Raw genomic sequence first — 22,718 nt, forward strand, 5'->3', positions numbered from 1 at the left:
ATAGGCACTTTCAAATATGGCGGATGCCCTGAAGACATCGCTTGGCAGACAGAGATTCCGGCTAGGGCCGGTGGCGTAAAATCCGCCGATTTCTTGAGATGAGCTGCTTATAATTTTTGACAACCTTGTCTAAAAAGTCAATCACGCCTATACTTTTTTCATGAACGTAATGACAGCTACTGACAGCTTCCCGACGCGCGGACACGCGGCCAAGCGCCTGTCCATTCTTGAAGCGGGCGCGCGCGTTTTCTGCCGGGAAGGCTATGCCGGCGCCAATATCGACATGATCTCTGCAGAGGCAGGTGTGTCGCGCCAGACCGTCTACAATCATTATGGCGACAAGGATAAGCTGTTCGCAGCCGTCGTGACCGAGGTCACCCGGCGCTGCAACGCTCGCAGTTTTGAAGTGCTGGCAACCTTTCCCGATCAGCCCGACAACCTTGAAAAGGACCTCGTCGCCTTTGCAATCCGTCTGACACAGAATTGCCTGTGCGACGAGGATGGGAAGTATCTGCGCAAGCTTATTCAAGGTGAAGGCGAGAGGCACCCTCAACTCTTTGCAAGCTGGCGCATCGACGGTCCCGGCAAAGTCTGGTCTGCGCTTGCTGCCCGCTTCGCCCGTCTCGCCTATGCGGGACACCTCGATCTCGACGATCCCGACATTGCGGCGCGTCAATTCCTTGCGCTCGTGAACACCGAACTGCAGATTCCAATGCTTTTCGGAGAGAAGCTGGAGAACAAACGCCTGCAAAAAACGGCCGCATGCGCAGTCAGAACCTTCCTGCGGGCCTATGGCAGTAAGCGGTCGGACGACCAGGAAATACCGCCAGGCGGCAACGCTTTGCGCGCTTGACGCTGCGGAACCCGGCTTTTGCCGGTTTACCTGAGCACAGTCCTTGATTAGAGGTAGGTCGAAGATTCACAAACCGGTTCCTGTTGATGGCCGAAGACCGCATAAGATACGATATTCTCGCTCAAGACGCTCTGCGTGGCGTCATGCGCAAGGTTTTGACAGAAGTTGCGCGCACCGGGCTGCCTGGTGAGCACCACTTCTTCATCACCTTCCTGACCCACGCTCCAGGCGTCCGCGTTTCATCTCGGCTCCGTGAGCGTTATCCCGAGCAGATGACAATCGTATTGCAGTATCAGTACTGGGATCTGAAAGTCAGCGAGACCGGCTTTGAGGTCGGCCTGTCCTTTGCCGACGTTCCCGAAATGCTGAGCGTACCCTTCTCTGCTGTCCGCGGCTTCTACGATCCCTCGGTCAACTTCGAGCTCGAGTTTGATGTCAAGCCGGAGCAAGGCGAGCATTCGGCGGACATCACGGAGGTCTACCCCGAGGAAGCTGCGGAAGAACCGCAAAAGCCAGCGACCAAGAAGAAGCCTGCCAAAAAAGCCAGGAAAGAAAAAGCGGAGGCTGAGAACGCTTCTGAACAGGAAGAAGCTCCCGCATCAGAAGGCAAAGGGGCCGAGGTCGTCTCTCTCGACGCTTTCCGAAAGAAGTGACGATGGGCGAACTGGTCAATCTCAGGCAACGGCGCAAGCGCCGGGCCCGCGACGAGAAAGAGCAGCGCGCCACGGAAAATCGCATCCTTCATGGACGCACCAAAGCCGAACGCACTCGGGAAGAAAGCGCAAAGGCACGCTCCGTCTCCCTGCTCGAAGGGCACAAACGCGAAGAGAATCGGGACGACAGCCCCAAATGAGCCGAATAGCCAAGCGTTCGGTCAGCATACGTGGCCATAGGACTAGCGTTTCTCTGGAAGAGCCCTTTCTCGTCGAACTGGAAAGCATCGCACAACGCAGAAACATCTCGTTGGCGGCGTTGATTGCCGAGGTGGATGCCGGTCGTAGAGAAGACAACAATCTCTCCTCCGAATTGCGGCTCTACGTCCTTCAGGATCTGAAAACCCGGACGCCCTACGACGCCTGACCCTCAGTTCACCCCGCCGTCTGCGCCCAGAAGTTCGCGCAGCCTTTCGGGTGAAAGGTTCTTCGAGCGGAAGAATTCTGAAACAGCATCAGGCGAATTCGCGCCTTCCGGAGCCTCCAGCGGCGCTCGTTCGATTTCTGAGGGTGTAGCGCGTTCCCCGGGAACATTTTGCTGCTGGCGCTTTCGCGCTTCTGCAGCACGGCGCGCGGCTTCGGCGTCTCGTTTTGCCTGTCGGCGCGCGGCTTCCTCCGCCTCACGCTTCTGGCGCAGTTCGCGCTCCAGTCTCTGGCGCTCTGCTTCTGCCCGCTCGCGCTCGGTCTGCAGTGCCGCGAAATAACGTGCCTCTCGGCGCAGTCTCTGTTTCTCCAGAAGCACCGACTGCATTCGCTCCACCCGCACCTGCTCGCGCTCCAGCGCCCGCTGGGTCAAAAACTGCGCGAGCGGACCAACTGAAAGCGACAACTTCACATCTGCGAACGGCCCCGCTGCCGCCACATCCACACGAGGCTCCGCACCCACAACGGCTTCGAGACCAGCGTCGAAGACCAGCGCCCCGTCCGTAGCCACCGTCATGCGCTGCAAATCAGCCGAGGCCGACGTGGTCAGGATCGCGCCCTCCGCTTCGAGCCGCATCGGCGGTGTGCGTGCAACGCCCCCTGCAATGGTGAAGGCGAATTCGGTGCTCCCCACATGAAATTCGCCATCGCGGATGAAAGGTGGCGCGAAAATCTCGGTCTGCGCGGCGTCGATCTCATTGCCCAGAACATCCGCCTTTTGAAGGATCATCGGCAACGCCTGCGGGTTGAGATCGCGGATACTCAGATCGTTCAAGGTGACCGAGCCGGATCCAGTCAATGCCGAAGCCATGCCGTTCACCGTCTTGCCGCTGGCGGTCACGCTGGCATGTCCACTGAGACGCCCCTGAAGGCTCCCCTGCGGCATGAGCGCGTCCAACGCCGTGTCCTTAAGCCCGATCTGCGCCGTCAGCAGGCCTGTCCCGGCATTGTTCTTCAGCGTCGCAAAACCTTCGATCGAACCGTCAAAGGCTGCCGCCTTCAGATCGGAAACCGTCAGTCCCTCATCATCGAGTTTCAGCTTCAGGCTGGCCTCCTGCCCGGCCGAGAGGAAGCCGGCCCAGAGCGCGTCCGTCTGAAGGTCGAGATCGGCTGCAAACGGCAGATTGACATCGCCACCGAACGGTTCTTCGGGCCAGGCCCCGCTCTCCTCGCCTGACAGTACACCCGGCCCAAGAACGAGCTCCGCCGCCGGCGCAAGGTCAAATCGCGCCAGGCGAAGGGCCCCGTCGACGCGCGGCTTTCCGCCATCGCGCAGAATGTTGAAATCGCCACTCAAATCCGTTCCGGCCACCGCACCTGAGAGGCCGGAGAGCACGACAACCTCCTCGCTCCACTCTAGAGCCGCTGCCAGCTCAACCGGCAGCCCAAGCCCGAATCCCGGCAGCACAACGCCGCCTACGGCCAGCCATGGCTCGATATCATCGCTCTCCACCTGCACCTTGCCGGACAGCGCAGGAGCTGAAAGCGCATTGGCAAGTTCTCCGTCGAATGATGCGGCAAACCCCTCACCCGAAACCGCAGCCTGTGTGCTCACCGCGTCTGCCAGCGAACCCGAGGCGGTAAGTTCAAGCTTCGCATCGCCGACCAGCCCGAGCGGGAGCGCCGGCAGGCCGGCGAGCCCGTAAAGCACCGCGGCATCGTCATTTCTGGCCGTCACGGAAAGCTTGAATTCACCCTCAAGCGGATCGTCCCGGGGGCTGCGATCGGAAAGCGAAAAGCTGAGATCGGTGCCCCCGGCTTCCCCTTCCGCGCTCACCGCGAGCCCCACCGTGCCGTCCCTGTTGTTGGCCGCGCTGGCGACAAGGTTGATTTCCGCATTTTCAACCAGCCCCGGAAAGGCCTGGGTCCGCTGGGCAATAGCCCCCAGAACGCGGTTTTCAGGGAAGCGGCCGGCCGCCATCGCCGCCAGATCGGCAAGATCGGTCGACAGGATCGTTGCATCGATCTGCCCCGTCAGCGCGGTGGAAAAATCGCGAAGCTGTCCGGTGGCACTGATCTGGGCGCCGGCAAGCCCGCCCAGCGTCAGCCTGTCGATCTCAAGGACGCCCGCGCGCAGGCGCAGCGCTGTGTCGACCGTTTCTGCCTCAACACCAGCGGCAGCAACAGGTCCCGCCTTCACGGCGAGATCCACATCATGTCCCGAAAGCCTGTTCACACCGGCATCGTTCACGAAAAGCGAGGCAAAGGCCCGGATGCCGTCGAGATCGAGCGCCTCACCCTCCAGCGCAATATCCAGAGAGGGTTTTGCATCATCCGGCGCCTGCCGTTCCACACGGCCGTTGAAGCGTGCACCGCCCAGGATCAGCTCCAGCGTCTCGAAGGTCTGTGCGCGCCGTGAAAGATCCACCTCGGCACTGAAGCCAGCGGAAGAGAGGCGACGGATTGCATCATCCACATCACGCGAAATCCAGGCGGCAAAGCCCGATGGCTGTGCGATCGCAAGCAACATGCGCCCCTCAAAGGCAAGGGCATCGCGCGTGGTCAAAAGGCCGCTGGCTTCCAGTCGCGTCCGGCCCGGCAGGGTCGCGGCCACCGAGCCGATCGACCAGCCGCGCTCCGCAGGCTGCGCCCGCAGTTCGATGTTCCGGATCGTTGTGTCGCCGGCCACGATGGCTGGCAGATTGAGCGCGATCTCACCGGGGATACCCGGCGCCGGCAAAGCGCGCATCATATCCGCAAACGCGTTGAAGCGCGCGTTGAAGTCCAGACCGGCAATAGAGCCGCTTTCCCCCTCCTCCGGTTCAAAACGAAGCTGGGCTCCGTCCGCCTCGACCAGAAAACGCGGCGCGGCACCAAACTCGATCCGCGCCTTGCCCTCAGCGCTATAGGGAGCATCAACCGGCCCCGTCTCGAAGCGAAACGCGTCCACAGCCAGCCGATCATGTCTGAGATCGAAGCTGCCGGTCAGTCGATTGCTCGCTGCAGCCGTGGTGAGTACCGGAGGTTGCCCATCCTCCTCGCGCAACTCGGCCACCGTCTCTTGGCTATAGGTGTTCAGCGCAAAGGTGCCGTCATAATAGGCGGCTTCGTTCTCGATGCGCGCCTGGCCGTCCATTGCGAGCCTGACGGGAAGATCCTCAGGCAAAGCGTCGATCCGCAACCGCATGCGCCCGTCATCCCCAAGCGTGCCCGTCGAAACGGAAACCCGCATTGGCAAACCGTCGAAAGCGAGCGATCCGCCGATCCGCCAGGGGCCTGCCAGGCTGCGTGCGGAAAGCTCCGCATCGATATCGGACACCTGATGAATCTGCCCACTCACTTCATGGCGAAGCGTCACCGAGCCATCGACGATGCTGACGCTTTCAAGCGTTACCTGCCGCGGGTCGAACGGGCCGGAAGGGCGCACGGCCCAGTCGATGCCCCCATCTGCCGCCACAGAAATACGCGCCTTCGGCCGCGTGAGCTGCATGTCGAAAATCAGCACCTCGCCACGCAGAAACGGAGCAAGTTCGGCGTGCATGGAGAATTCATCCACCGTCATCCCCGGCGCATCCGGCGTTTCGCCGGCCACAACCACTTCGGTGAAGGTCAGCGAGGGGAACGGCAGAAGCCGCGCCCGTGCGGAGCCCTCCACCCGAACATCGCGGCCAAGCACCCGCCCCGCTTCGCGCTCAAACGCGGATCGGTAATGATTCCAGTCGATGAAATAGGGGGCGACGAGCGCCGAAGTGAGCGCCAGCACCACAAGTCCACCGAAGAATACAAAAAGCCGGGCCAGATTGCTCTCCCTGGTTCAAACGCCGTTGGCCTACACTAGTGCAATTCCAGAAAAAGTGGAAACCGGTTTTCCGCACGGAATTGCGTAAAAACAATGAGTTAGAACGCTTTCACGGTTCAACGATATAAAGACTCTATCTCGTTCGCTCTCGTCGACATTAAAGCGCCAGTCGGCCATATGGTCGCACAACGGATTGCTTATAATCGCCTGGAGCCCACGACCTTGCCCGGATTCATGATGTTGAGCGGATCAATTGCCTGTTTGACCGCCCGCATCACGTCTACCGCGTCACCGAGCTCTTCCTGCAGAAAGCGCATCTTGCCCTGCCCGATCCCGTGTTCGCCCGTGCAGGTGCCATCCATGGCGAGCGCCCGCTTGTTGAGACGGGCAACAAAAGCTTCCGCCTGCTCGATTTCCTTCGGGTTGTCCATGTCCATCAGCACGAGCACATGAAAATTGCCGTCGCCCACATGCCCGAGAACCGTGGCCATCAGCCCCTGCTCCTCGACATCCGCCTCGGTTTCCAGAATGCATTCGGCCAGCCGCGAAATGGGGACGCAGACATCGGTCGAGATGCCACGCGTTCCCGGGCGCAAAGCCACACTGGCCCAGTAGGCGTTGTGGCGTGCCTTCCACAGCTTGGTGCGCTCCTCCGCAACACTCGTCCAGTGAAACGGACCGCCGCCGAACTCTTCCGCAATCTCGCCAAAGGTTTCAGCCTGCTCCTTTACGCCGGCATCGCTTCCGTGAAACTCGACAAACAGACAAGGGCTTTCAGGGTAGTTCAGGTCGGAATAGGCGTTGATCGCCTTCATCGCGAGCGCGTTGACGAACTCGATGCGTGCCACCGGCACCCCTATCTGGATCGTCGTGATCACTGCCTGGCACGCCGACTCCACGTCTGGGAACGGGCACACACCACCTGAAATCGCCTGAGGGATGCCATAGAGTTTCAAAGTCAGCGCAGTGATGATGCCCAGCGTCCCCTCGGCACCGACCAGAAGCCGCGTGAGATCGTAGCCGGCCGATGTCTTGCGCGCGCGCCGTGCCGTGGTGATCAACCGACCGTCGGGCATGACAGCCTGCAGGTTCACCACATTGTCACGCATCGTGCCGTAGCGGACTGCATTGGTCCCGGAAGCTCGCGTCGAGGCCATGCCTCCCAGGCTCGCATTGGCACCGGGGTCTATCGGGAAAAACAGGCCCGTATCGCGCAGGTAATGGTTGAGGTCCTCGCGCGTCACACCGGGCTCCACGGTGCAATCCAGATCCTCGGCATTGACCGAGAGAATGCGGTTCATGTTCATCAGGTCCAGCGAGATCCCGCCACCTGGCGCATTCACGTGGCCCTCCAGCGAAGAGCCGGTTCCAAAAGGAATGACAGGCACTCGATGCTCGGCGCACATACGCACCACATCTTGAACCTCCTCGACATTGTGGGGTGCGAAAACAGCATCCGGCAATTGTGGAGGAATATAACTCGTGGAATGGGCATGCTGTTCACGAACCGAATGTCCGGTAGCCAGCCGCTCCCCGTACCGCTGACGCAAAAGGTCCAGCACAAGCCGCACACCTTCGTCGTTCCTTGCAACCTGTTCCAATTCCGCGAGCGCCATTCAGCTTCTCCAATAAGGTGGTCCAACCCTTGCCGCACAGGACCGTTTTCGTTTCTATCCGAATCTGATGCAAGTCGAACATAGTCCGCAGAACAGGGATAGAGAAAAACAATGCCAGACGAAGCACGTTATTGCTCATCTGTCTTCGAGCTGCAGAAGGATTGGATCGACTTCAACGGTCATCTGAACATGGCCTATTACACGGTACTTTTCGACCGCGCCTATGAAGAAGTGTCGGAAGAGTTTGGAATGGGTGCCCGATATGCGGCAGAGCGGCGCCTGACCACCTACACCGCGGAAATCCACCTTTGCTACCTGCGAGAGCTTCATCTCGAAGACAGGGTTCGGGGCACCTTTCAGCTCCTCGATCACGACGAAAAGCGCCTTCATTCCTATCAGGAGCTACGCCATGCCGAAGAAGGCTGGCTGGCGGCTACCTGCGAGACACTGACGCTGCACGTCGATATGTCCGGCCCGAGGGTCACCCCCTTTCCCGCCGACGTGCTTGGCCGCATCGAAACGATGCATGGGTTGCATAAATCGCTCCCGCTACCGGAACAGGCCGGCCGCTCCATCGCCATCCGTCGCCGGACACGCTAAGCTTCCTCATGCCCCTTCTAAAACTGATAAAGCGTCTGCCACAGATTCTCCGAACGTGGATCGAGCCGAATATCAGCGCCTTCCTGGAGGCGCGGCTGCCACTGGTCTGGCTCCTGTCGCTGCTTCTCGGGCTCGCAGTGGCGGTCGCGGCCATTGCGTTCCGCGAGCTGATCGGTTTCTTCCAGCTCTTTTGGCTCGGCACCAGTTCGGAGCGCGTGCTCACGGCCGCCCTCTCCCTGCCCTGGTACTGGATCATGGCAGGACCCGTGGGCGGGGGGCTCCTGGTGGGCATTCTCCTCACACGGCTTGAAGCCCGGCGTACTGGAGCTGTTGCGGATGTGATCGAAGCGCGTGCCTTGTCGGGGCGCAAGCTCAGATTTCGAGAGGGCCTGCTTTCCGCTTTCGTCACCGCCCTCTCACTCGGTTCGGGCGCAAGCGCGGGGCGCGAGGGCCCTGTAGTCCATCTGGGTGCCGTTCTGGCAACGGCCATTGCATGGCGCGCCAACCTGCCCGAATGGTGTCGGCGCACCCTTTTGGGCGCAGGTGTTGCCAGCGCGATTTCCGCCTCCTTCAACGCTCCCATTGCCGGCGTTCTATTTGCGCATGAGGTCATTCTCGGCCACTACGCCATGCGTTCCTTCGTCCCCATCGTCATTGCCTCGGCCGCTGGCGCGGTGGCATCCCGGCTGTGGTTCGGGAGCGCCGCCGCGTTCCTGGTCCCCACGCACCAGATCAGCTCTTTCTGGGAGTTCCCCGCCTTCGCCCTTCTGGGGGCCACGGCTGCCGTGGTGGCGATCCTCTTCCAGTTCTCGCTCTTCGTCTCGGACTATGCTGCCCGCGGCATCCGTATCCCGCTCTGGACGCGTCCCCTTGTCGGAGGCCTGATTGTCGGCGGGATTGCCGTCGTCTTCCCGCATGTGCTCGGCGTCGGCTACGAAGTCACCGATATGGCTCTGTGGAACCGTCTGCCCCTTATGACCTTGCTGGCGCTGATCGTTGTGAAAACGGCCGCCACTTCCATAACGCTTGCCATGCGCTTCGGCGGTGGCATCTTCTCACCAGCTCTTTTTCTCGGTGCTCTGACCGGAGGTGCATTCGGGATCATCGCCGCATCGGTCTTCCCGACCATGGCTTCCAGCGAGGGGCTTTATGCCATTCTCGGCATGGGCGCCGTGGCCGGCGCCGTCCTCGGGGCGCCCATCTCCACCACGGTCATCGTTTTCGAACTGACAGGCGGATATGAACTTTCCATCGCCCTTCTTCTGACCGTCGCCGTCGCTCACGGCATCACCCAGACGATTCATGGCCATTCTTGGTTCCAGTGGCAGCTCGAGATGCGCGGTCTTTTCCTCGTCGAGGGCCCTCACCGGGCGCTCGGCCAGTCCATTCGCGTCATGGATTTCATGGAGCCGCTGGATGAAAAGGAAGAGCCGGTCACATACGATCCCGAGACCGGCGCCCCTTCACTCAAACCGACCGATACGCTCGAAGCCTCGTTGCGCGCATTCGACAAGGGCGGACACGACCGCCTGCCGGTGGTTGATCTGAAGGACCCCAGCGAGGTCATCGCCTTCGCCAGCCATGTTCGGGCGCTGCGCTTCTTCAACCGCGCTCTCGTGGACATGAGCGAGGAAGAGCACAGATAGGCTGCAGGAACACCAGGTTCCGGCTGCAACCATGAACGCAGGGTTTGTTAACCATACCGGTTAAGGCATCAGCTTTGCACAAGTTTAACCATGCCATCCGCTTGAAGCGCCGAAGCGGCACGCCGACCATCCTGCCTGAACGCATTCGATTCGTGGTTGTCGGAAAGCCGGTGTTGAACGAGGAAGCCAAAGCCCTGTCAGATGGTCTCGCGCACTCACACGAGATCACGGATTACGACTTCTGGCGCGCGCTCAAATCCATCGAGGACGAGCTTTATTGGCTCGAACGAAACCGCAGGCCGATCCCCATCGACCTGATCTATGTTCGCGCCATCGTCCGCACCGCGCGCCAGAAGCGCCTTTTCATCGCCTGGGATCCTGCGCCCATTGACGAATATTGAGGTTCAGGACAGGTGTTCCTTCAGGAACGCCACCGTTCTCTCCCAGGCCAGATCCGCCGCTTCCTTGTCATAGCGGGCTTCCGACGTGTCGTTGTTGAACGCGTGGTTGACACCGTCATAGACATGGATCGTGAAGTCCTTGCCCGCTTCTTCAAGCGCGGCTCGGTAAGCGTCGATCCCCGCATTGATGCGCTCGTCGAGCCCGGCATAGTGAAGCAGCAACGGCGCTTCGATTTTGGCAACCTCAGCCGCATCTGCCTGACGCCCGTAATAGGCCACACCTGCGTCAAGCTCGGGATCGTTCACGGCAAGCTGGTTCACCAGCCCCCCACCCCAGCAGAAGCCGATTGCGCCGACATTCCCGTTGGTCGCATCATGTCCGGCAAGAAACGCCTGCGTTGCAACCGCATTGCCCACGGTCTGGCCGCCTTCAAGCTGACCGATCATGTCGCGCGCCTTGTCCTCGTCTTCTGGCGTACCGCCCGACGGCGACAGAAAGTCAGGCGCAAGCGCTACGAAGCCTTCAAGCGCCATGCGCCGTGCCACATCACGGATATGCGGATTGAGACCACGGTTCTCGTGAATGACGATCACCGCCGGAAGTTTTCCGTCGGCTCCGGCCGGGCGGGCGAGGTAACCCATCATTTCCCCACCTTCACCGGCATAGGTGACTTCTTCCGCGGTGAGGCGATCATCATCTTCAGCCACCATGGCCGCCCGCGCGGAATTGGCGGCGAGCATGGGCGCGATGGCCGCCGCTGCAGCCCCCGAACCGGCAAGCTTGGTCAATCTGTTCATGAAGGCACGGCGATCGAGCGTGAGATGCGTGTATTCGTCATAGGCGTCGATCATCGCCTGTGTGATCTTCGGCTGATCCTGCATGAAATCACTCCCGATTGTTGTCAGACCCCGCTGGGCAAAGACTATCGTCCCTGTGGCTGAGGTCCACTCACACCCGCGTGAGCGACGGCAGACTTTCGCTCACGACCGCCGATGCCTATATCTTCGGGAGCAAAAGCTAGGAGCGATCCTCATGTGGTCCATCGGAGAATTATCGAAGCGGGTGGGCGTGAAAGTGCCGACAATCCGGTATTACGAGGAGACCGGCCTGATCGAACCGCCTGAACGCTCTTCCGGCAATCAGAGGCGCTATGGCCGCAACGCGATGGACCGCCTGACTTTCATCCGGCATGCCCGCGATCTCGGCCTCGGCATCGACGCCATTCGCTCGCTGATCGAGTTGAGCGGGCATCCGGAAAAGCCTTGTGAGACGGCCGACAGCATCGCCCGCGAACATCTTGGTGAGGTGCGCGAGCGCATCGCCCGCCTCCAGAAGCTCGAACAAGAGCTGCAACGCATTGTGGACAGTTGCGACAGCGGCACGGTCTGCGATTGCTACGTTCTTCGCGCACTGTCCGATCATTCGCTTTGTGAAAGCGACCACTGATCATCAGAACGGATGAATTTGCCGGCTGTCAGCATCTTGGTTCATGGGCTGCAAACCGGTACAAATGGAAAACATCCTTGGGCTTTGCCCCCCGAATCACCATATGCAGGTCCGATGTCCGGCTTTCCTGACGATATTCCGTTCTTCGACGAGGACGACCCGACCCCGCCTCCCCCGGCAGCGCAGAAGCCGTCCGGCATTGCCGCGCGCGCCATGGCCGCGCGCTCGGGCGGTCCCGACACGCGCTATCTCGATGCACTCAATCCCGAACAGCGGCTTGCCGTCGAGACGACCGAAGGCCCCGTCCTGGTGCTTGCGGGTGCCGGCACCGGCAAGACCCGCGTTCTGACCACGCGTATCGCGCATATCCTGGCCTCCGGCCGCGCCTATCCCTCGCAGATTCTCGCCGTGACCTTCACCAACAAGGCCGCGCGCGAAATGAAAATGCGCATCGGCACGCTGGTGGGCGAAGCCATCGAGGGCATGCCTTGGCTGGGAACGTTCCACTCCATCGGCGTCAAGATCCTGCGCAAACATGCCGAGCTTGCGGGGCTCAAAAGCTCCTTCACCATTCTCGACACCGACGACCAGATCCGCCTGATGAAGCAGATCATCCAGGCCGAAGGGCTCGACGACAAGCGCTGGCCGCCGCGCCAGTTCGCGCAAATGGTCGATGGCTGGAAGAACAAGGGCCTCGCGCCCAAGGACATTCCCGAGGGCGATGCGCGCGCCTTCGCCAATGGCAAGGGCCGTGAACTCTACGCCGCCTACCAGGACCGGCTGAAGACACTCAACGCCGTCGATTTCGGCGATCTCCTGTGCCATCCGATCCGCATTCTGCGCGATCACCCGGATGTGCTTGCCGACTATCACCGAAAGTTCCGCTACATTCTCGTCGACGAGTATCAGGACACCAACACCGCGCAGTATATGTGGCTCAGGCTGCTGGCCCAGCGCCCCAAGAGCACCGAACCCGTCAACATCTGCTGTGTGGGCGACGACGACCAGTCCATCTATGGCTGGCGCGGAGCCGAGGTCGACAACATCCTGCGTTTCGAGAAGGATTTTCCCGGCGCCGCCGTCATCCGGCTGGAGCGCAACTACCGTTCCACCGCCCATATTCTGGGTGCTGCCTCCCACCTCATTGCCCACAATGAGGGTCGGCTTGGCAAGACGCTGTTCACCGAACAGTCCGATCCCGACGACCCCAAGGTCAAGGTCCATGCCGCCTGGGATTCGGAGGAGGAAGCGCGCGCCGTCGGCGAGGAGATCGAGGCGCTTCAGACCAAGGGCCACGCGCTCAACGACATCGCCATCCTTGTGCGCGCCTCCTTCCAGATGCGCGAGTTCGAAGATCGTTTCGTCACGCTGGGGCTCAACTACCGCGTCATCGGCGGCCCCCGCTTCTATGAGCGCATGGAAATCCGCGATGCCATGGCCTATTTCCGCATCGTCGCGCAGGCCGCCGATGATCTCGCCTTCGAGCGCATCGTCAACGTGCCCAAGCGCGGGCTGGGCGAAGCCAGCGTGCGGCAGATCCACGACGTGTCGCGCATGCGCGAAGCCACCCTTCTGCAAGCCGCGCGCGATCTCGTCGGTACCGAAGAGATGAAGCCCAAGCCGCGCGCCTCGCTGCGCACGCTGGTCGACAATATCGAACGCTGGCAGGGCATGCTCGACCGCACGCCCCACACCGAACTTGCCGAGATCATCCTTGAAGAGTCCGGCTATACGGACATGTGGAAGAACGACCGCTCCGCCGAGGCACCCGGCAGGCTCGAAAACCTCAAGGAGCTGATCCGCTCCATGGAGGATTACGACAGTCTGCGCGGCTTCCTCGAACATGTTGCTCTCGTCATGGATGCCGAACGCGACGAGGAACTCGACGCCGTCAGCCTGATGACGCTGCATTCGGCCAAGGGTCTGGAGTTCCCCACCGTGTTCCTCCCCGGCTGGGAGGAAGGCCTCTTCCCCCACCAGCGCGCGCTCGATGAGGGTGGCCGCTCCGGTCTGGAAGAAGAGCGGCGCCTCGCCTATGTCGGCCTCACCCGCGCCAAGAGGAACCTGCATCTGTGGTTTGCCTCCAACCGGCGCATTCACGGCCTCTGGCAATCCACCATCCCCTCGCGCTTTCTCGACGAGCTGCCCGAGGCCCATGTGGATGTGGCCGAGGAAAGCAACAGCTATGGTGGCTATTCCGCCGGCCAGCCCGGCCGACCAAACCCCTATGGCAAATCCCGGTTCGACGACCAGCCCGCCTTCTCAAACAGCTACGCCACACCCGGCTGGCAGCGCGCCCAGAAAAACCGCACCGAGGCAACCACGCGCAACTGGGGCAACCGCTCCGGCCATCAGGTGGAGCGCATCGGTTATGGCGAGGCGGATTCGGGCTATGGCGCAGGCCGCGGCTCGGTCAAGGGTCGGGTGATCGAAGGCGAGCTTGTCGCCAAATCGGTGTCCGACACGCCCTCCAGTTTCAAGGTCGGCGACCGGGTGTTCCACCTCAAGTTCGGCAATGGCAATGTGGCCGCCATCGAGGGCAACAAGCTCACCATCAATTTCGACAAGGCTGGCCAGAAGCGCGTTCTCGATGGCTTTGTCGAGCGGGTTTAGCCGCACATCGTGCAAAGGCCGAACCTGCCGCCGCGCTCAGTCAGTCCCCGGCTTGACGTAAACGAACTTGCCGTCGACATTCTTCTCCCGCGACAAGACGCCCGTGCGCGCATGGCGCGACAGCGGCCCTGAAAAGGCGTTCGATTTGTAGCGCATGCCGAATGTCTCCTGGCAGCGAGCAACAATATCGCCGATGGTGCGGGGAGCATCGAAAAAGTCGCTCTCAAGCAGATCGTTCAAGGCAGCCACAGCTCCCTTGGCACTGTCCGTGGTTGTCTTGCGTCGCCCATGGCGAGGCGTGGTGCGCACGACCTGCATCATGCCGGGTCCGGCGATGAAATCGCTGATTCCCCCCTCGGAAAACCCACCGGCCCGAGTGTCGTTCTGGCCCAGGACCAGCTCGACTACACGCAGTTGAACGGCCTCCGACTCGAACTTGTTTACCGCCTCCGAAAGCTCGTTAAGCTGCTGCTTGAGCTTGTCGAAATCCTTGATCATGAAATCCGCCCCGATACCGTAATTACCACCATAAACAGGTGAAACGCGCACATATGTCTCTATAAGCATTCAGTAAGTCAAGAGTGCGACAGGGCCGTATAGGCTAAACAGCCACCTCTCTATGCCTCATCCACCGATTTCCAATCGGTAGACGCATCAAAAGAGAAAAAACAATCAAAAGTTGAGAACAACGTGAACGCGAATCACCCGAGTTCCAGCAATAGCTCGCGAACCACCATTGCCTGATTGCGGTCGCGATTCTTCGCCGAAAACAGCAATGTCAAAGGCCCCTCCTCTGCGGCGGCCATCAGTTCTTGCAAAAGCGCATCCCGGCAAGCCAGTTCTTCCCGATATTTCTCGCAAAACGCGCTCCAGCGCTCTGGTTTGTGCGCATACCATTTGCGCAAAGCGTGGCTCGGTCCCACGTCGGGCATCCAAGCGTCGAGTGCCGCGCGCGTCTTGCTCATGCCGCGTGGCCATAGCCTGTCAATGAGGATTCGCTTTCCGTCGCCATCCTCTACGGGATCATAGATGCGCTTCACCCGAATATCGGCATTCACCATGGCAAACCTCCCGCAGCCATACCTCGCAGCCATACCCCGCAGCCATACAATGCAATCAGTTACACGCGATGATTGAAGAACAGGCCAATCAATTTCAAACCATGTATCGTTAGGATGCACATATGGGGTTGACCCGTCCCCATGGCCATCACGGCAACTTAACCTCAACCCTGAACCTCCCGCCGGCCTCCAGGCGGCGGGAGGTTGCTTTCTGGTCCAATACCTTGCGACAAGATGAGGCTTTGCGCACCCCCGGCACTTGCGCCTATGATGAGGCATGAAAACAGAGCACCCACGGCAGATGGTCCTATGGCTGAAATTGGGAGCGTCAGCGCTGCTACTGGCGGCTTTGACCGGCCTCGCCTTTGCCATGTGGCTGGAAAAGGGGGCCGGGATCTTTCTCGCGCTCGTGGAATCCGGTTTGTCCTGGTGCTTCTGACGCCCCTCCCTGCATTCTCGTTTCAGGTAAACATCAATGATGCGTTCCATCCTCATCGGCATCCTGGCGGTCATGGCCGTCGGCGTTGGCCTTCTCACGTTTCAGTGGTACCAACAGCAGAGCTCGGGCAAGGCCTTCGGCGTGCCGTTTGAACTCGTTGATCAGGATGGCAACACCATCACCGAAGCCGCATTCAAAGGTGGACCGAGGGTCGTCTTCTTTGGCTTCACCCATTGCCCCGAAGTGTGCCCCACCACTCTCTTCGAACTCGACGGCTATCTCGAACAACTGGGTGATGATGCCGCCGACATCAAACCCTATTTTGTCTCCATCGACCCGGAGCGCGATACCCCCGAGGTCATGAAGACCTATCTGTCGAATTTCTCCGACCGCATCACCGGTATCACGGGCGACCCGGAAAAGGTCGCGGCCATGGCCAAGGGCTTTTCCATCTATGTGCGCAAGGTTGAGCTTGAAGATGGCGATTACACAATGGATCACACCGCTTCGATCCTGCTGCTCGACAGCGATGGCGACTTTTTCGGCACGATCGCCTATGAAGAAAATAGTGAAACTGCCATCGCCAAGCTGAAGCGTCTGGCAAACGAAACCTGACACCGGAAATTCATGGGCCAGACACGACTTTTCCTGACGGCGCCGCGCGAGCAGGCCGAATCGATTTTTTCAGTTCTCGACGCGCATTTTGAGGATGATGGGCTGCCGATCAGTATTTTCGAGCCCGAGGAAGACAGCGGCATCTTCCAGATATCGATCTATGCCGAAGACGACGTTGACGGTTTGGAACGGCGGGTGCGGGAAAGTCTAGCGGATTTTTCCCCCATACCCCCGCTGAAGCGGGAAGAGGTTCCGGAGATCGACTGGGTCAGCCATTCGCTCGAAGGCCTGCGCCCGGTTCGCGTTGGTCGCTTTCTCGTCCACGGAAGCCACGACCGGCATTTGCAGCGTATCGGCGACATCGCGATAGAGATCGATGCCGGCCTCGCCTTCGGCACCGGACACCATGGCACCACGGCGGGCTGTCTGAGCGTGCTTGCAGACATTCTGAAAAGCGAGCACCCACGCAATGCGCTGGATCTGGGCACCGGTAGCGCCGTGCTGGCCATCGCCATTGCAAGGGCCGCCCGCATTCCGGTTCTCGCAACAGACATTGATCCGATCGCCACCGAAGTGGCTGCCTCGAATGTCCGCCTCAACCGCGTGGCAAGCTTGGTAGAGACACACACGGCGCCCGGCTTTCACCACGCTGTCTTTGCCCGCAAGAAACCCTTCGATCTCATCGTGGCGAACATTCTTGCCCGCCCCCTCATGGCTCTGGCGCCTCACATGGCAAGTCACATAACGCCGGGCGGGTCACTGGTTTTGTCGGGCATCCTGGAGCGGCAGAGACGGGCGGTTGTTGCCGCCTATGGCGGACAGGGGTTCCGCCACGTGCGCACCCAGGCGCGCGAAGGCTGGGTTACAATTCACATGAAGCGTTAGGCGCACGGAGGCACACAAGCAAAAACCCCGAAAGCTGGGCTTTCGGGGTTTGAATCGACGCCGTTTAAAGCGGATCAGAACATGTGGGAAACGCTGCGGCTACGCTTGAGTTCATCACGGTTATAGCCGTGGGCACGCAGTGTTTCGTCGTCCAGCATCAAAAGCGCGCCATTGACATAGCTCCGGACCTGCTTCTGACGGGCTTCGATCAGCGCATCGAATGCGCCGCGGAAAAAGCCACGCATTTGGGCCATCTGATTTCTCCTTGAATTCTTGCAACGGAAGCTCCGTTGTTCATGGTTCAAAGATAAGCCTGCAAACCGTTCTCAACCAGCGCCGATTGCGCATGGCTACCATCTCTTTTTGCATTGCAACAAAGTAATTGTGCAGCGCGATAGAGACATTCCTTCACCGGAGACCCGTTCCGCTTCTCGCAGCGATGCTATAGGTTTGGCACAGATTTTTCAGACCAAGCGGCAAAATTCCATGTTTCAGTCTTTCGATGTTACCGCCGATCCCAGCCAGGGCATCGTCCGCGTCGGGCGCCTCCGTGAGGCAATGGCGAAAGCTGGCCTCGACGGGTATCTCGTTCCTCGCGCAGACGAGCATCAGGGCGAGTATGTCGCCCCCTCGTCCGAGCGGCTCGCTTGGCTGACAGGTTTCACCGGTTCGGCGGGTGCAGCGTTGATCCTTGGTGATCGCGCAATTCTTTTCGTGGATGGCCGCTACACGCTCCAGGCCGCCGAACAGACCGATCCGTCTATTTTCACCATAGCGAGCCTGATCGACAGTCCGCCGCGCGAATGGATCGCCAAGAACGTGAAGAACGGAAGCCGCATCGGTTTTGATCCATGGCTGCACACCATTGCGGAGCTTCGCGCACTGCGTGTCAAAGCTGCAGCGCGGGGCATCGAACTTGTGCCGACAGACAACAATCTGGTCGATGGCATATGGGAAGATCGCCCTTCCCCGCCGCTGGCGCAGGCCCGCATCCATTCGAATGACCATGCGGGAGAGCGCGCCACCGTGAAGCTCGAGCGCATGGCAAAAGCCATCGGTGAGGCAGGTGCCGCCTGTACAGTGCTTACAGACCCGTCATCGATTGCCTGGACATTCAATATTCGCGGGCAGGACGTGCCCCATACACCACTGGCCCTCGGCTTTGCCATGATCCCCGCCGACGGGCGGCCCTCGCTCTTCCTCGACAAGCGCAAGCTCGACCGCGAAACCGAAGCCTATCTGACCCAGCTCGCAGATCTGAAAGCACCTTCGACGCTGGAGGCGGAACTCTCGACCGCGGCCGGAAAATCGGGTTCGATCGGCCTCGATCCATCGCTCACTGCCGAGCGGCTGCGTCTGGTCGTGGAAGAGGCTGGCGGCCGCATCGCGGATCTTGATGACCCGGCCCGCCTTCCTCGTGCGATTAAAAACCCCACCGAACTTGAAGGTGCCCAATCTGCCCATCGCAGAGATGGTGTCGCCATGGTGCGCTTCCTCGCATGGCTCGATTCTCAGGAACCCGGCACGGTCGACGAGATTGGCGCAGTGCAGCAGCTGGAGAAAAGCCGTACAGAGACAGGCCAGAGCCTGCAGATGCCGCTTCGCGACATCTCCTTCGACACGATATCCGGCGCTGGTCCCAATGGCGCGATAATCCACTACCGCGTTACCACGAAGACCAATCGTACCCTCAAGGCAGGCGAGCTTTATCTGGTCGATTCCGGCGCGCAGTATGACGATGGAACCACCGACATTACCCGGACCATCATCGTCGGTCGTCCCAGCGATGAGATGCGGGAACGCTACACGCGTGTTCTAAAAGGCCTGATCGCGCTCTCCACAATCCGCTTTCCCAAAGGTACGCGCGGGATGGATATCGACCCGTTTGCCCGCCAAGCCCTGTGGCAAGCCGGCCTCGACTACGCCCACGGCACGGGTCACGGCGTCGGTTCCTATCTCGCTGTGCATGAAGGACCCCAGCGCATCGCAAAAACCGGAACGCAGGTTCTGGAGGCTGGCATGATCCTGTCCAATGAACCCGGCTACTACAAACCCGGCGGCTATGGCATCCGGCTTGAGAATCTGATCGTCGTGGAACCGGCAACCCCAATCCCAGGCGGGGACATCGACATGCACGGTTTCGACACACTGACCCTGTGCCCGTTCGACCGCCGTCTGATCGACACGGGCCTGCTGTCCTCCGGCGAGCGCACCTGGCTCGACGCCTATCATGCTCGTGTGCGTGAAACGCTTACGCCGCTTCTCGACGGCGAAACCCTGCGATGGCTCGAGAAGGCGACCGCGACACTCGATTGAGAGATTCTGACTATCCGATCAGATGGCGAAGCAGGATGAGCACCGCCGCAGCGGACAGAAACATCGGCATCATGCCGCCGGCAACGAGCGAAACCACCACGCCGGTCGTCAGCGCAGCGATTTCGGGTATGCCCCCGTTCATGGCGGCCGGTGCCACCAGCGTGGTCAGAACCGCGGCGGGGACGGCATTCAACCCCGCTTCCACACGCGGGTGAATGCTCTCGAAGCGTGAAAGCACCATGTGCCCGCCGATACGCGTCAGATACGTCAGCACCGCACCTGCGAGAATGACCCAGACCGTTGTGCTCATGGAGCCTGCCTCCCCTTGCGCGCGTCTGGCGCCATGATTGCCGCCAGCGCAACGCCTGCGACTGCTCCGATGGAAACATGCCAGGGCGAGCCGACAGTGCGATAGGCCAGCACGGAAGCAGCCGCACTCATCAACACCACCGGAAGCCAGAAAGCGCGTTTGCGGAAACTCATGACCAGACCCATAAAGTAGATCGGAAACAGAAAATCGATGCCCAGCGCGTGCGTGTCTGGAACCAGATTGCCGAACAGCGCGCCGATCCAGGCTTCGGCGACCCAGAAGACATAAAGCGGCAGCGCCGCGCCCATATACCAGCCGAACGAGACGGTCCCATGCGTCTCTCCGCGCCGTTCCGTCTCGGCGAACATCGGGTCGACCAGCATGAAGAAGCCAAGCAAGCGCTGCACAGGCCCCCAATGCGCGATCCGCCGCCCGGTGGTTGCGGAATAAAGAACGTGGCGAAAATTCACTGCAAGGATCGACAGAACGATCAGCCAGGGAGCCACCTTCTGGCCGAACAGGTCGATTCCGACCATCTGGCTCGCACCGGCGAAAATCGTGGCGCTCATCAACACCGCTTCAAAAACCGAAAAATTGTTCTCCACCGCCAATGCGCCGAACAACAGTCCGAACGGCATTGCCGCGACCACCACAGGCACGCTGTCGCGCACCCCTTGCGCAAAATCGCGCGGGCGCGCGCTGTCCTTGGCAATGTCGGCAGTCATGAATCCTCCAGAGGATAGCAGTTTAGGTCAACAATACTGACCAGTCATATGAATTCCATTGAGCCAAGCATCAACGGAGATGAAGAGGTCGGGCTAACCGCCCACCCGTTCGAACCAGGCGTCTTCGTCAATCACCTCGATGCCAAGCTCAGCAGCTTTCTTAAGCTTCGAGCCCGCCCCTGGCCCGGCAACCACCAGATCCGTCTTCTTGGAGACAGAGCCTGCGACCTTTGCCCCCAGTCGTTCGGCCATGGCCTTGGCCTCATCGCGCGACATGCGTTCAAGCGCGCCGGTAAACACGATGGTCTGGCCCGCGACGGGCGAATCCATCGTCGGGCGTTCCGCCTCCTGCACGTCGATCTCGCCCGCCAGCGCCTCGACCAGTTCGCGGTTGTGCGCCTCACCGAAATAATGGGCCAGAGAATCGATCACCGCATCGCCGATATCGTCGAGCGCGTCCATTTCCTCGCGCGCCTGTGCATCGCCCTCTGCGACCGCCAGAACGGCATCGTGAAACTCCTGCCAGGTGCCATAGGCCCGCGCCAGTGTCTTGGCCGTCTGTTCGCCCACATGGCGGATGCCGAGCGCATAGATCGCCCGTTCCAGCGCGATGGAGCGCCGCGCCTCGATCGCCTCGAACAGATTGGCGGCCGAAGTCGCGCCCCACCCTTCCTTGTCCTTCAGCTTCTTCAGATTGTCGGCATCGCGGCTTGCGAGCGTAAAAATATCCCCCGGCGCCTTCACCGGCAGATCGGGATCGTTGAAGAAGAACTCGATCTGCTTCTCGCCCAGCCCGTCAATGTCGAAAGCGCGCCGTGACACGAAGTGGCGCAGATGCTCGACCCGCTGAAACGGGCAGGCAAACTCGCCCGAACAGCGCCGCACCACGCCCTCCGCACCAGAGCCTATCCCCTCGCGCACCACAGGCGTCTTCAGTTCGCAGGGGCACACGCTCGGAAACTCGAAAGCCTGCGCATCCGCCGGCCGCTTCTCCTCGATCACACCAAGAATCTGTGGGATCACATCGCCGGCGCGCTGCACCGTCACCGTGTCGCCGATCATCACGCCCAGCCGCTCGATCTCCTCGGCATTGTGCAGCGTCGCATTGGTCACCACCACGCCGCCCACGGTCACGGGCTCCAGCCGCGCAACGGGCGTCAGCGCGCCGGTGCGTCCCACCTGAATGTCGATGCCGTTCAGAATGGTTGTCGCCTTCTCGGCCGGAAACTTGTGGGCAATCGCCCAGCGCGGGCTGCGCGACACGAAACCCAGCCGCTGCTGCAAGGCCAGATCGTCCACCTTGTAGACCACGCCATCGATGTCATAGGGCAGCGTTGCCCGCTTTTCCTCGATCAGGCGGTATTGCGTCAGAAGCGCCTCGGCGCTCTCGCAGCGCTTCATCAGCTCGTTGACGCGAAAGCCATAGGCCTCCAGCGCCGCCACCATCCCCGTCTGCGTGTCTGCGGGCATGTCGGAGACCTCGCCCCATGCATAGGCGAAAAACTTGAGCGGCCGTGCCGCCGTGACGGAAGAATCCAGCTGGCGCAGCGAGCCCGCCGCCGTGTTGCGCGGGTTCACATAGGTCGGCTTCCCCGCCTCTTCCTGCCTCTTGTTCAGCGCGAAGAAGTCGGCATGGGTCATATAGACCTCGCCGCGAACCTCGATCACCTCGGGCGGGTCGCCGTCGAGCACATTTGGGATATCCGTCACCGACCGCGCATTGGCCGTCACGTTCTCCCCCTCCTGCCCGTCGCCGCGCGTTGCAGCCGAGACAAGACGTCCGTTCTCATAGCGCAGCGAGAGCGAAAGCCCGTCGATCTTGGGCTCGGCCGTCATCGCCACCGGCGCGTCTGCATCAAGCTTCAGATAGCGGCGTATGCGCCCCACGAAATCGACCACATCCTCATCGGAGAACGCATTGTCGAGCGAAAGCATCGGCACTTTGTGCCGCACCTTCTCAAATTTCTCCGAGACAGGCGCTCCCACCCGGCGCGAAGGCGAGTCTTCCCGCACAAGCTCGGGAAAGCGCTGCTCGATCGCCAGATTGCGCCGCCGCAGCGCGTCATATTGCGCATCCGAAATCGTCGGCGCGTCTTCCCCGTGATAGCGCCTGTCATGCTCTTCGATCTCCCGAGCGAGCTTTTCCAGCTCGTCCCTGGCTTGGGCCTCCGTCAGCGTATCAACGGCTTGCTTGGCTTTGGGCATGACAGTCTATCCGGATGAGAACTGAAGCGCAGTGTAGTCGATCCGCGCGCGTTTTTGGCAGCCGTCTTTTTACGCGGCTCATCCCTGCTGACAAGGTCAGCCAGTCCTGCT

The 22,718-nt window shown here is 60.8% G+C and carries 22 protein-coding genes; 13 read left to right on the forward strand and 9 right to left on the reverse strand.

What is annotated here, in order from left to right; translation table 11 throughout:
- Nucleotides 1-160 precede the first annotated feature (160 nt).
- The 4 genes from KW403_RS01660 (at nt 161) to KW403_RS01675 (ending at nt 1,933) form a co-directional block, all read left to right on the forward strand.
- A complete protein-coding gene (locus KW403_RS01660) occupies nt 161-853 on the forward strand; it encodes a TetR/AcrR family transcriptional regulator (RefSeq protein ID WP_223021052.1) in 693 nt (230 codons plus the stop codon).
- An 86-nt stretch (nt 854-939) separates the two neighbouring features.
- A complete protein-coding gene (locus KW403_RS01665; protein WP_223021053.1) occupies nt 940-1,506 on the forward strand; it encodes an SspB family protein in 567 nt (188 codons plus the stop codon).
- 2 nt (nt 1,507-1,508) lie between these two features.
- A complete protein-coding gene (locus KW403_RS01670) occupies nt 1,509-1,706 on the forward strand; it encodes a DUF4169 family protein (protein ID WP_223021054.1) in 198 nt (65 codons plus the stop codon).
- Complete coding sequence (locus KW403_RS01675) at nt 1,703-1,933, forward strand: ribbon-helix-helix domain-containing protein (protein ID WP_223021055.1); 231 nt, start codon at nt 1,703-1,705, stop codon at nt 1,931-1,933. Before KW403_RS01670 ends, KW403_RS01675 begins: the two co-directional genes overlap by 4 nt.
- A 3-nt stretch (nt 1,934-1,936) precedes the next feature.
- Here KW403_RS01675 and KW403_RS01680 read toward each other — a convergent pair whose 3' ends face one another.
- Nucleotides 1,937-5,728 (reverse strand): AsmA family protein, encoded by a 3,792-nt coding sequence (locus tag KW403_RS01680; RefSeq protein WP_223022395.1) that lies wholly within the window; start codon nt 5,726-5,728, stop codon nt 1,937-1,939.
- Nucleotides 5,729-5,925: 197 nt separating this feature from the next.
- On the reverse strand, nt 5,926-7,344 hold the full coding sequence (locus tag KW403_RS01685) for an FAD-binding oxidoreductase (RefSeq protein ID WP_223021056.1): 1,419 nt from the start codon (nt 7,342-7,344) through the stop codon (nt 5,926-5,928).
- Nucleotides 7,345-7,455: 111 nt separating this feature from the next.
- Between KW403_RS01685 and KW403_RS01690 the strand changes: the two genes are divergently transcribed.
- From KW403_RS01690 to KW403_RS01700, 3 genes are all read left to right on the forward strand, one after another.
- Entirely contained in the window at nt 7,456-7,944 is a 489-nt protein-coding gene (locus KW403_RS01690) for a thioesterase family protein (RefSeq protein WP_223021057.1), read from the forward strand.
- An 8-nt stretch (nt 7,945-7,952) separates the two neighbouring features.
- Entirely contained in the window at nt 7,953-9,590 is a 1,638-nt protein-coding gene (locus KW403_RS01695) for a chloride channel protein (RefSeq protein ID WP_223021058.1), read from the forward strand.
- Between the two features lie 74 nt (nt 9,591-9,664).
- On the forward strand, nt 9,665-9,991 hold the full coding sequence (locus KW403_RS01700) for a hypothetical protein (RefSeq protein WP_246637855.1): 327 nt from the start codon (nt 9,665-9,667) through the stop codon (nt 9,989-9,991).
- 3 nt (nt 9,992-9,994) lie between these two features.
- On the opposite strand, the gene KW403_RS01705 is transcribed toward KW403_RS01700, so the two are convergent.
- Entirely contained in the window at nt 9,995-10,873 is an 879-nt protein-coding gene (locus KW403_RS01705; RefSeq protein WP_223021059.1) for a dienelactone hydrolase family protein, read from the reverse strand.
- Between the two features lie 151 nt (nt 10,874-11,024).
- On the opposite strand from KW403_RS01705, the gene KW403_RS01710 reads away from it, so the two are divergent.
- Nucleotides 11,025-11,438 (forward strand): MerR family transcriptional regulator, encoded by a 414-nt coding sequence (locus tag KW403_RS01710; RefSeq protein WP_223021060.1) that lies wholly within the window; start codon nt 11,025-11,027, stop codon nt 11,436-11,438.
- A 114-nt stretch (nt 11,439-11,552) separates the two neighbouring features.
- Nucleotides 11,553-14,051 (forward strand): ATP-dependent helicase, encoded by a 2,499-nt coding sequence (locus tag KW403_RS01715; RefSeq protein WP_223021061.1) that lies wholly within the window; start codon nt 11,553-11,555, stop codon nt 14,049-14,051.
- Nucleotides 14,052-14,087: 36 nt separating this feature from the next.
- Here KW403_RS01715 and KW403_RS01720 read toward each other — a convergent pair whose 3' ends face one another.
- Nucleotides 14,088-14,618, reverse strand: a complete 531-nt coding sequence (locus tag KW403_RS01720) for a hypothetical protein (protein WP_246637856.1) — start codon at nt 14,616-14,618, stop codon at nt 14,088-14,090.
- 134 nt (nt 14,619-14,752) lie between these two features.
- Nucleotides 14,753-15,112, reverse strand: a complete 360-nt coding sequence (locus KW403_RS01725) for a DUF488 domain-containing protein (protein ID WP_223021062.1) — start codon at nt 15,110-15,112, stop codon at nt 14,753-14,755.
- Nucleotides 15,113-15,389: 277 nt separating this feature from the next.
- On the opposite strand from KW403_RS01725, the gene KW403_RS01730 reads away from it, so the two are divergent.
- From KW403_RS01730 to KW403_RS01740, 3 genes are read left to right on the forward strand one after another with little or no spacing between them, the layout of a single operon-like run.
- A complete protein-coding gene (locus KW403_RS01730) occupies nt 15,390-15,551 on the forward strand; it encodes a hypothetical protein (protein WP_223022636.1) in 162 nt (53 codons plus the stop codon).
- A gap of 36 nt (nt 15,552-15,587) precedes the next feature.
- A complete protein-coding gene (locus tag KW403_RS01735; RefSeq protein ID WP_281425625.1) occupies nt 15,588-16,166 on the forward strand; it encodes an SCO family protein in 579 nt (192 codons plus the stop codon).
- A gap of 12 nt (nt 16,167-16,178) precedes the next feature.
- Complete coding sequence (locus KW403_RS01740; RefSeq protein WP_223021063.1) at nt 16,179-17,051, forward strand: 50S ribosomal protein L11 methyltransferase; 873 nt, start codon at nt 16,179-16,181, stop codon at nt 17,049-17,051.
- A gap of 74 nt (nt 17,052-17,125) precedes the next feature.
- Here the strand turns inward: KW403_RS01740 and KW403_RS01745 are convergent, their stop codons facing one another.
- On the reverse strand, nt 17,126-17,305 hold the full coding sequence (locus KW403_RS01745; RefSeq protein WP_223021064.1) for a hypothetical protein: 180 nt from the start codon (nt 17,303-17,305) through the stop codon (nt 17,126-17,128).
- A 232-nt stretch (nt 17,306-17,537) separates the two neighbouring features.
- On the opposite strand from KW403_RS01745, the gene KW403_RS01750 reads away from it, so the two are divergent.
- The gene (locus tag KW403_RS01750; RefSeq protein ID WP_223021065.1) at nt 17,538-19,367 is read left to right on the forward strand and encodes an aminopeptidase P family protein; all 1,830 of its coding nucleotides are present in this window, start codon (nt 17,538-17,540) and stop codon (nt 19,365-19,367) included.
- A 10-nt stretch (nt 19,368-19,377) separates the two neighbouring features.
- Here KW403_RS01750 and KW403_RS01755 read toward each other — a convergent pair whose 3' ends face one another.
- The 3 genes from KW403_RS01755 to ligA all read right to left on the reverse strand — a co-directional run bounded on the left by KW403_RS01755 (nt 19,378) and on the right by ligA (nt 22,607).
- A complete protein-coding gene (locus tag KW403_RS01755) occupies nt 19,378-19,677 on the reverse strand; it encodes an AzlD family protein (RefSeq protein WP_223021066.1) in 300 nt (99 codons plus the stop codon).
- Nucleotides 19,674-20,402 (reverse strand): AzlC family ABC transporter permease, encoded by a 729-nt coding sequence (locus KW403_RS01760; RefSeq protein ID WP_223021067.1) that lies wholly within the window; start codon nt 20,400-20,402, stop codon nt 19,674-19,676. The genes KW403_RS01755 and KW403_RS01760 overlap by 4 nt, the downstream gene beginning before the upstream one ends.
- Before the next feature lie 93 nt (nt 20,403-20,495).
- Nucleotides 20,496-22,607 (reverse strand): NAD-dependent DNA ligase LigA, encoded by a 2,112-nt coding sequence (ligA, locus tag KW403_RS01765; RefSeq protein WP_223021068.1) that lies wholly within the window; start codon nt 22,605-22,607, stop codon nt 20,496-20,498.
- Nucleotides 22,608-22,718 lie beyond the last annotated feature (111 nt).

Source organism: Nitratireductor kimnyeongensis, from assembly GCF_019891395.1.
GTDB classification, from domain to species: Bacteria; Pseudomonadota; Alphaproteobacteria; order Rhizobiales; family Rhizobiaceae; genus Nitratireductor; species Nitratireductor kimnyeongensis.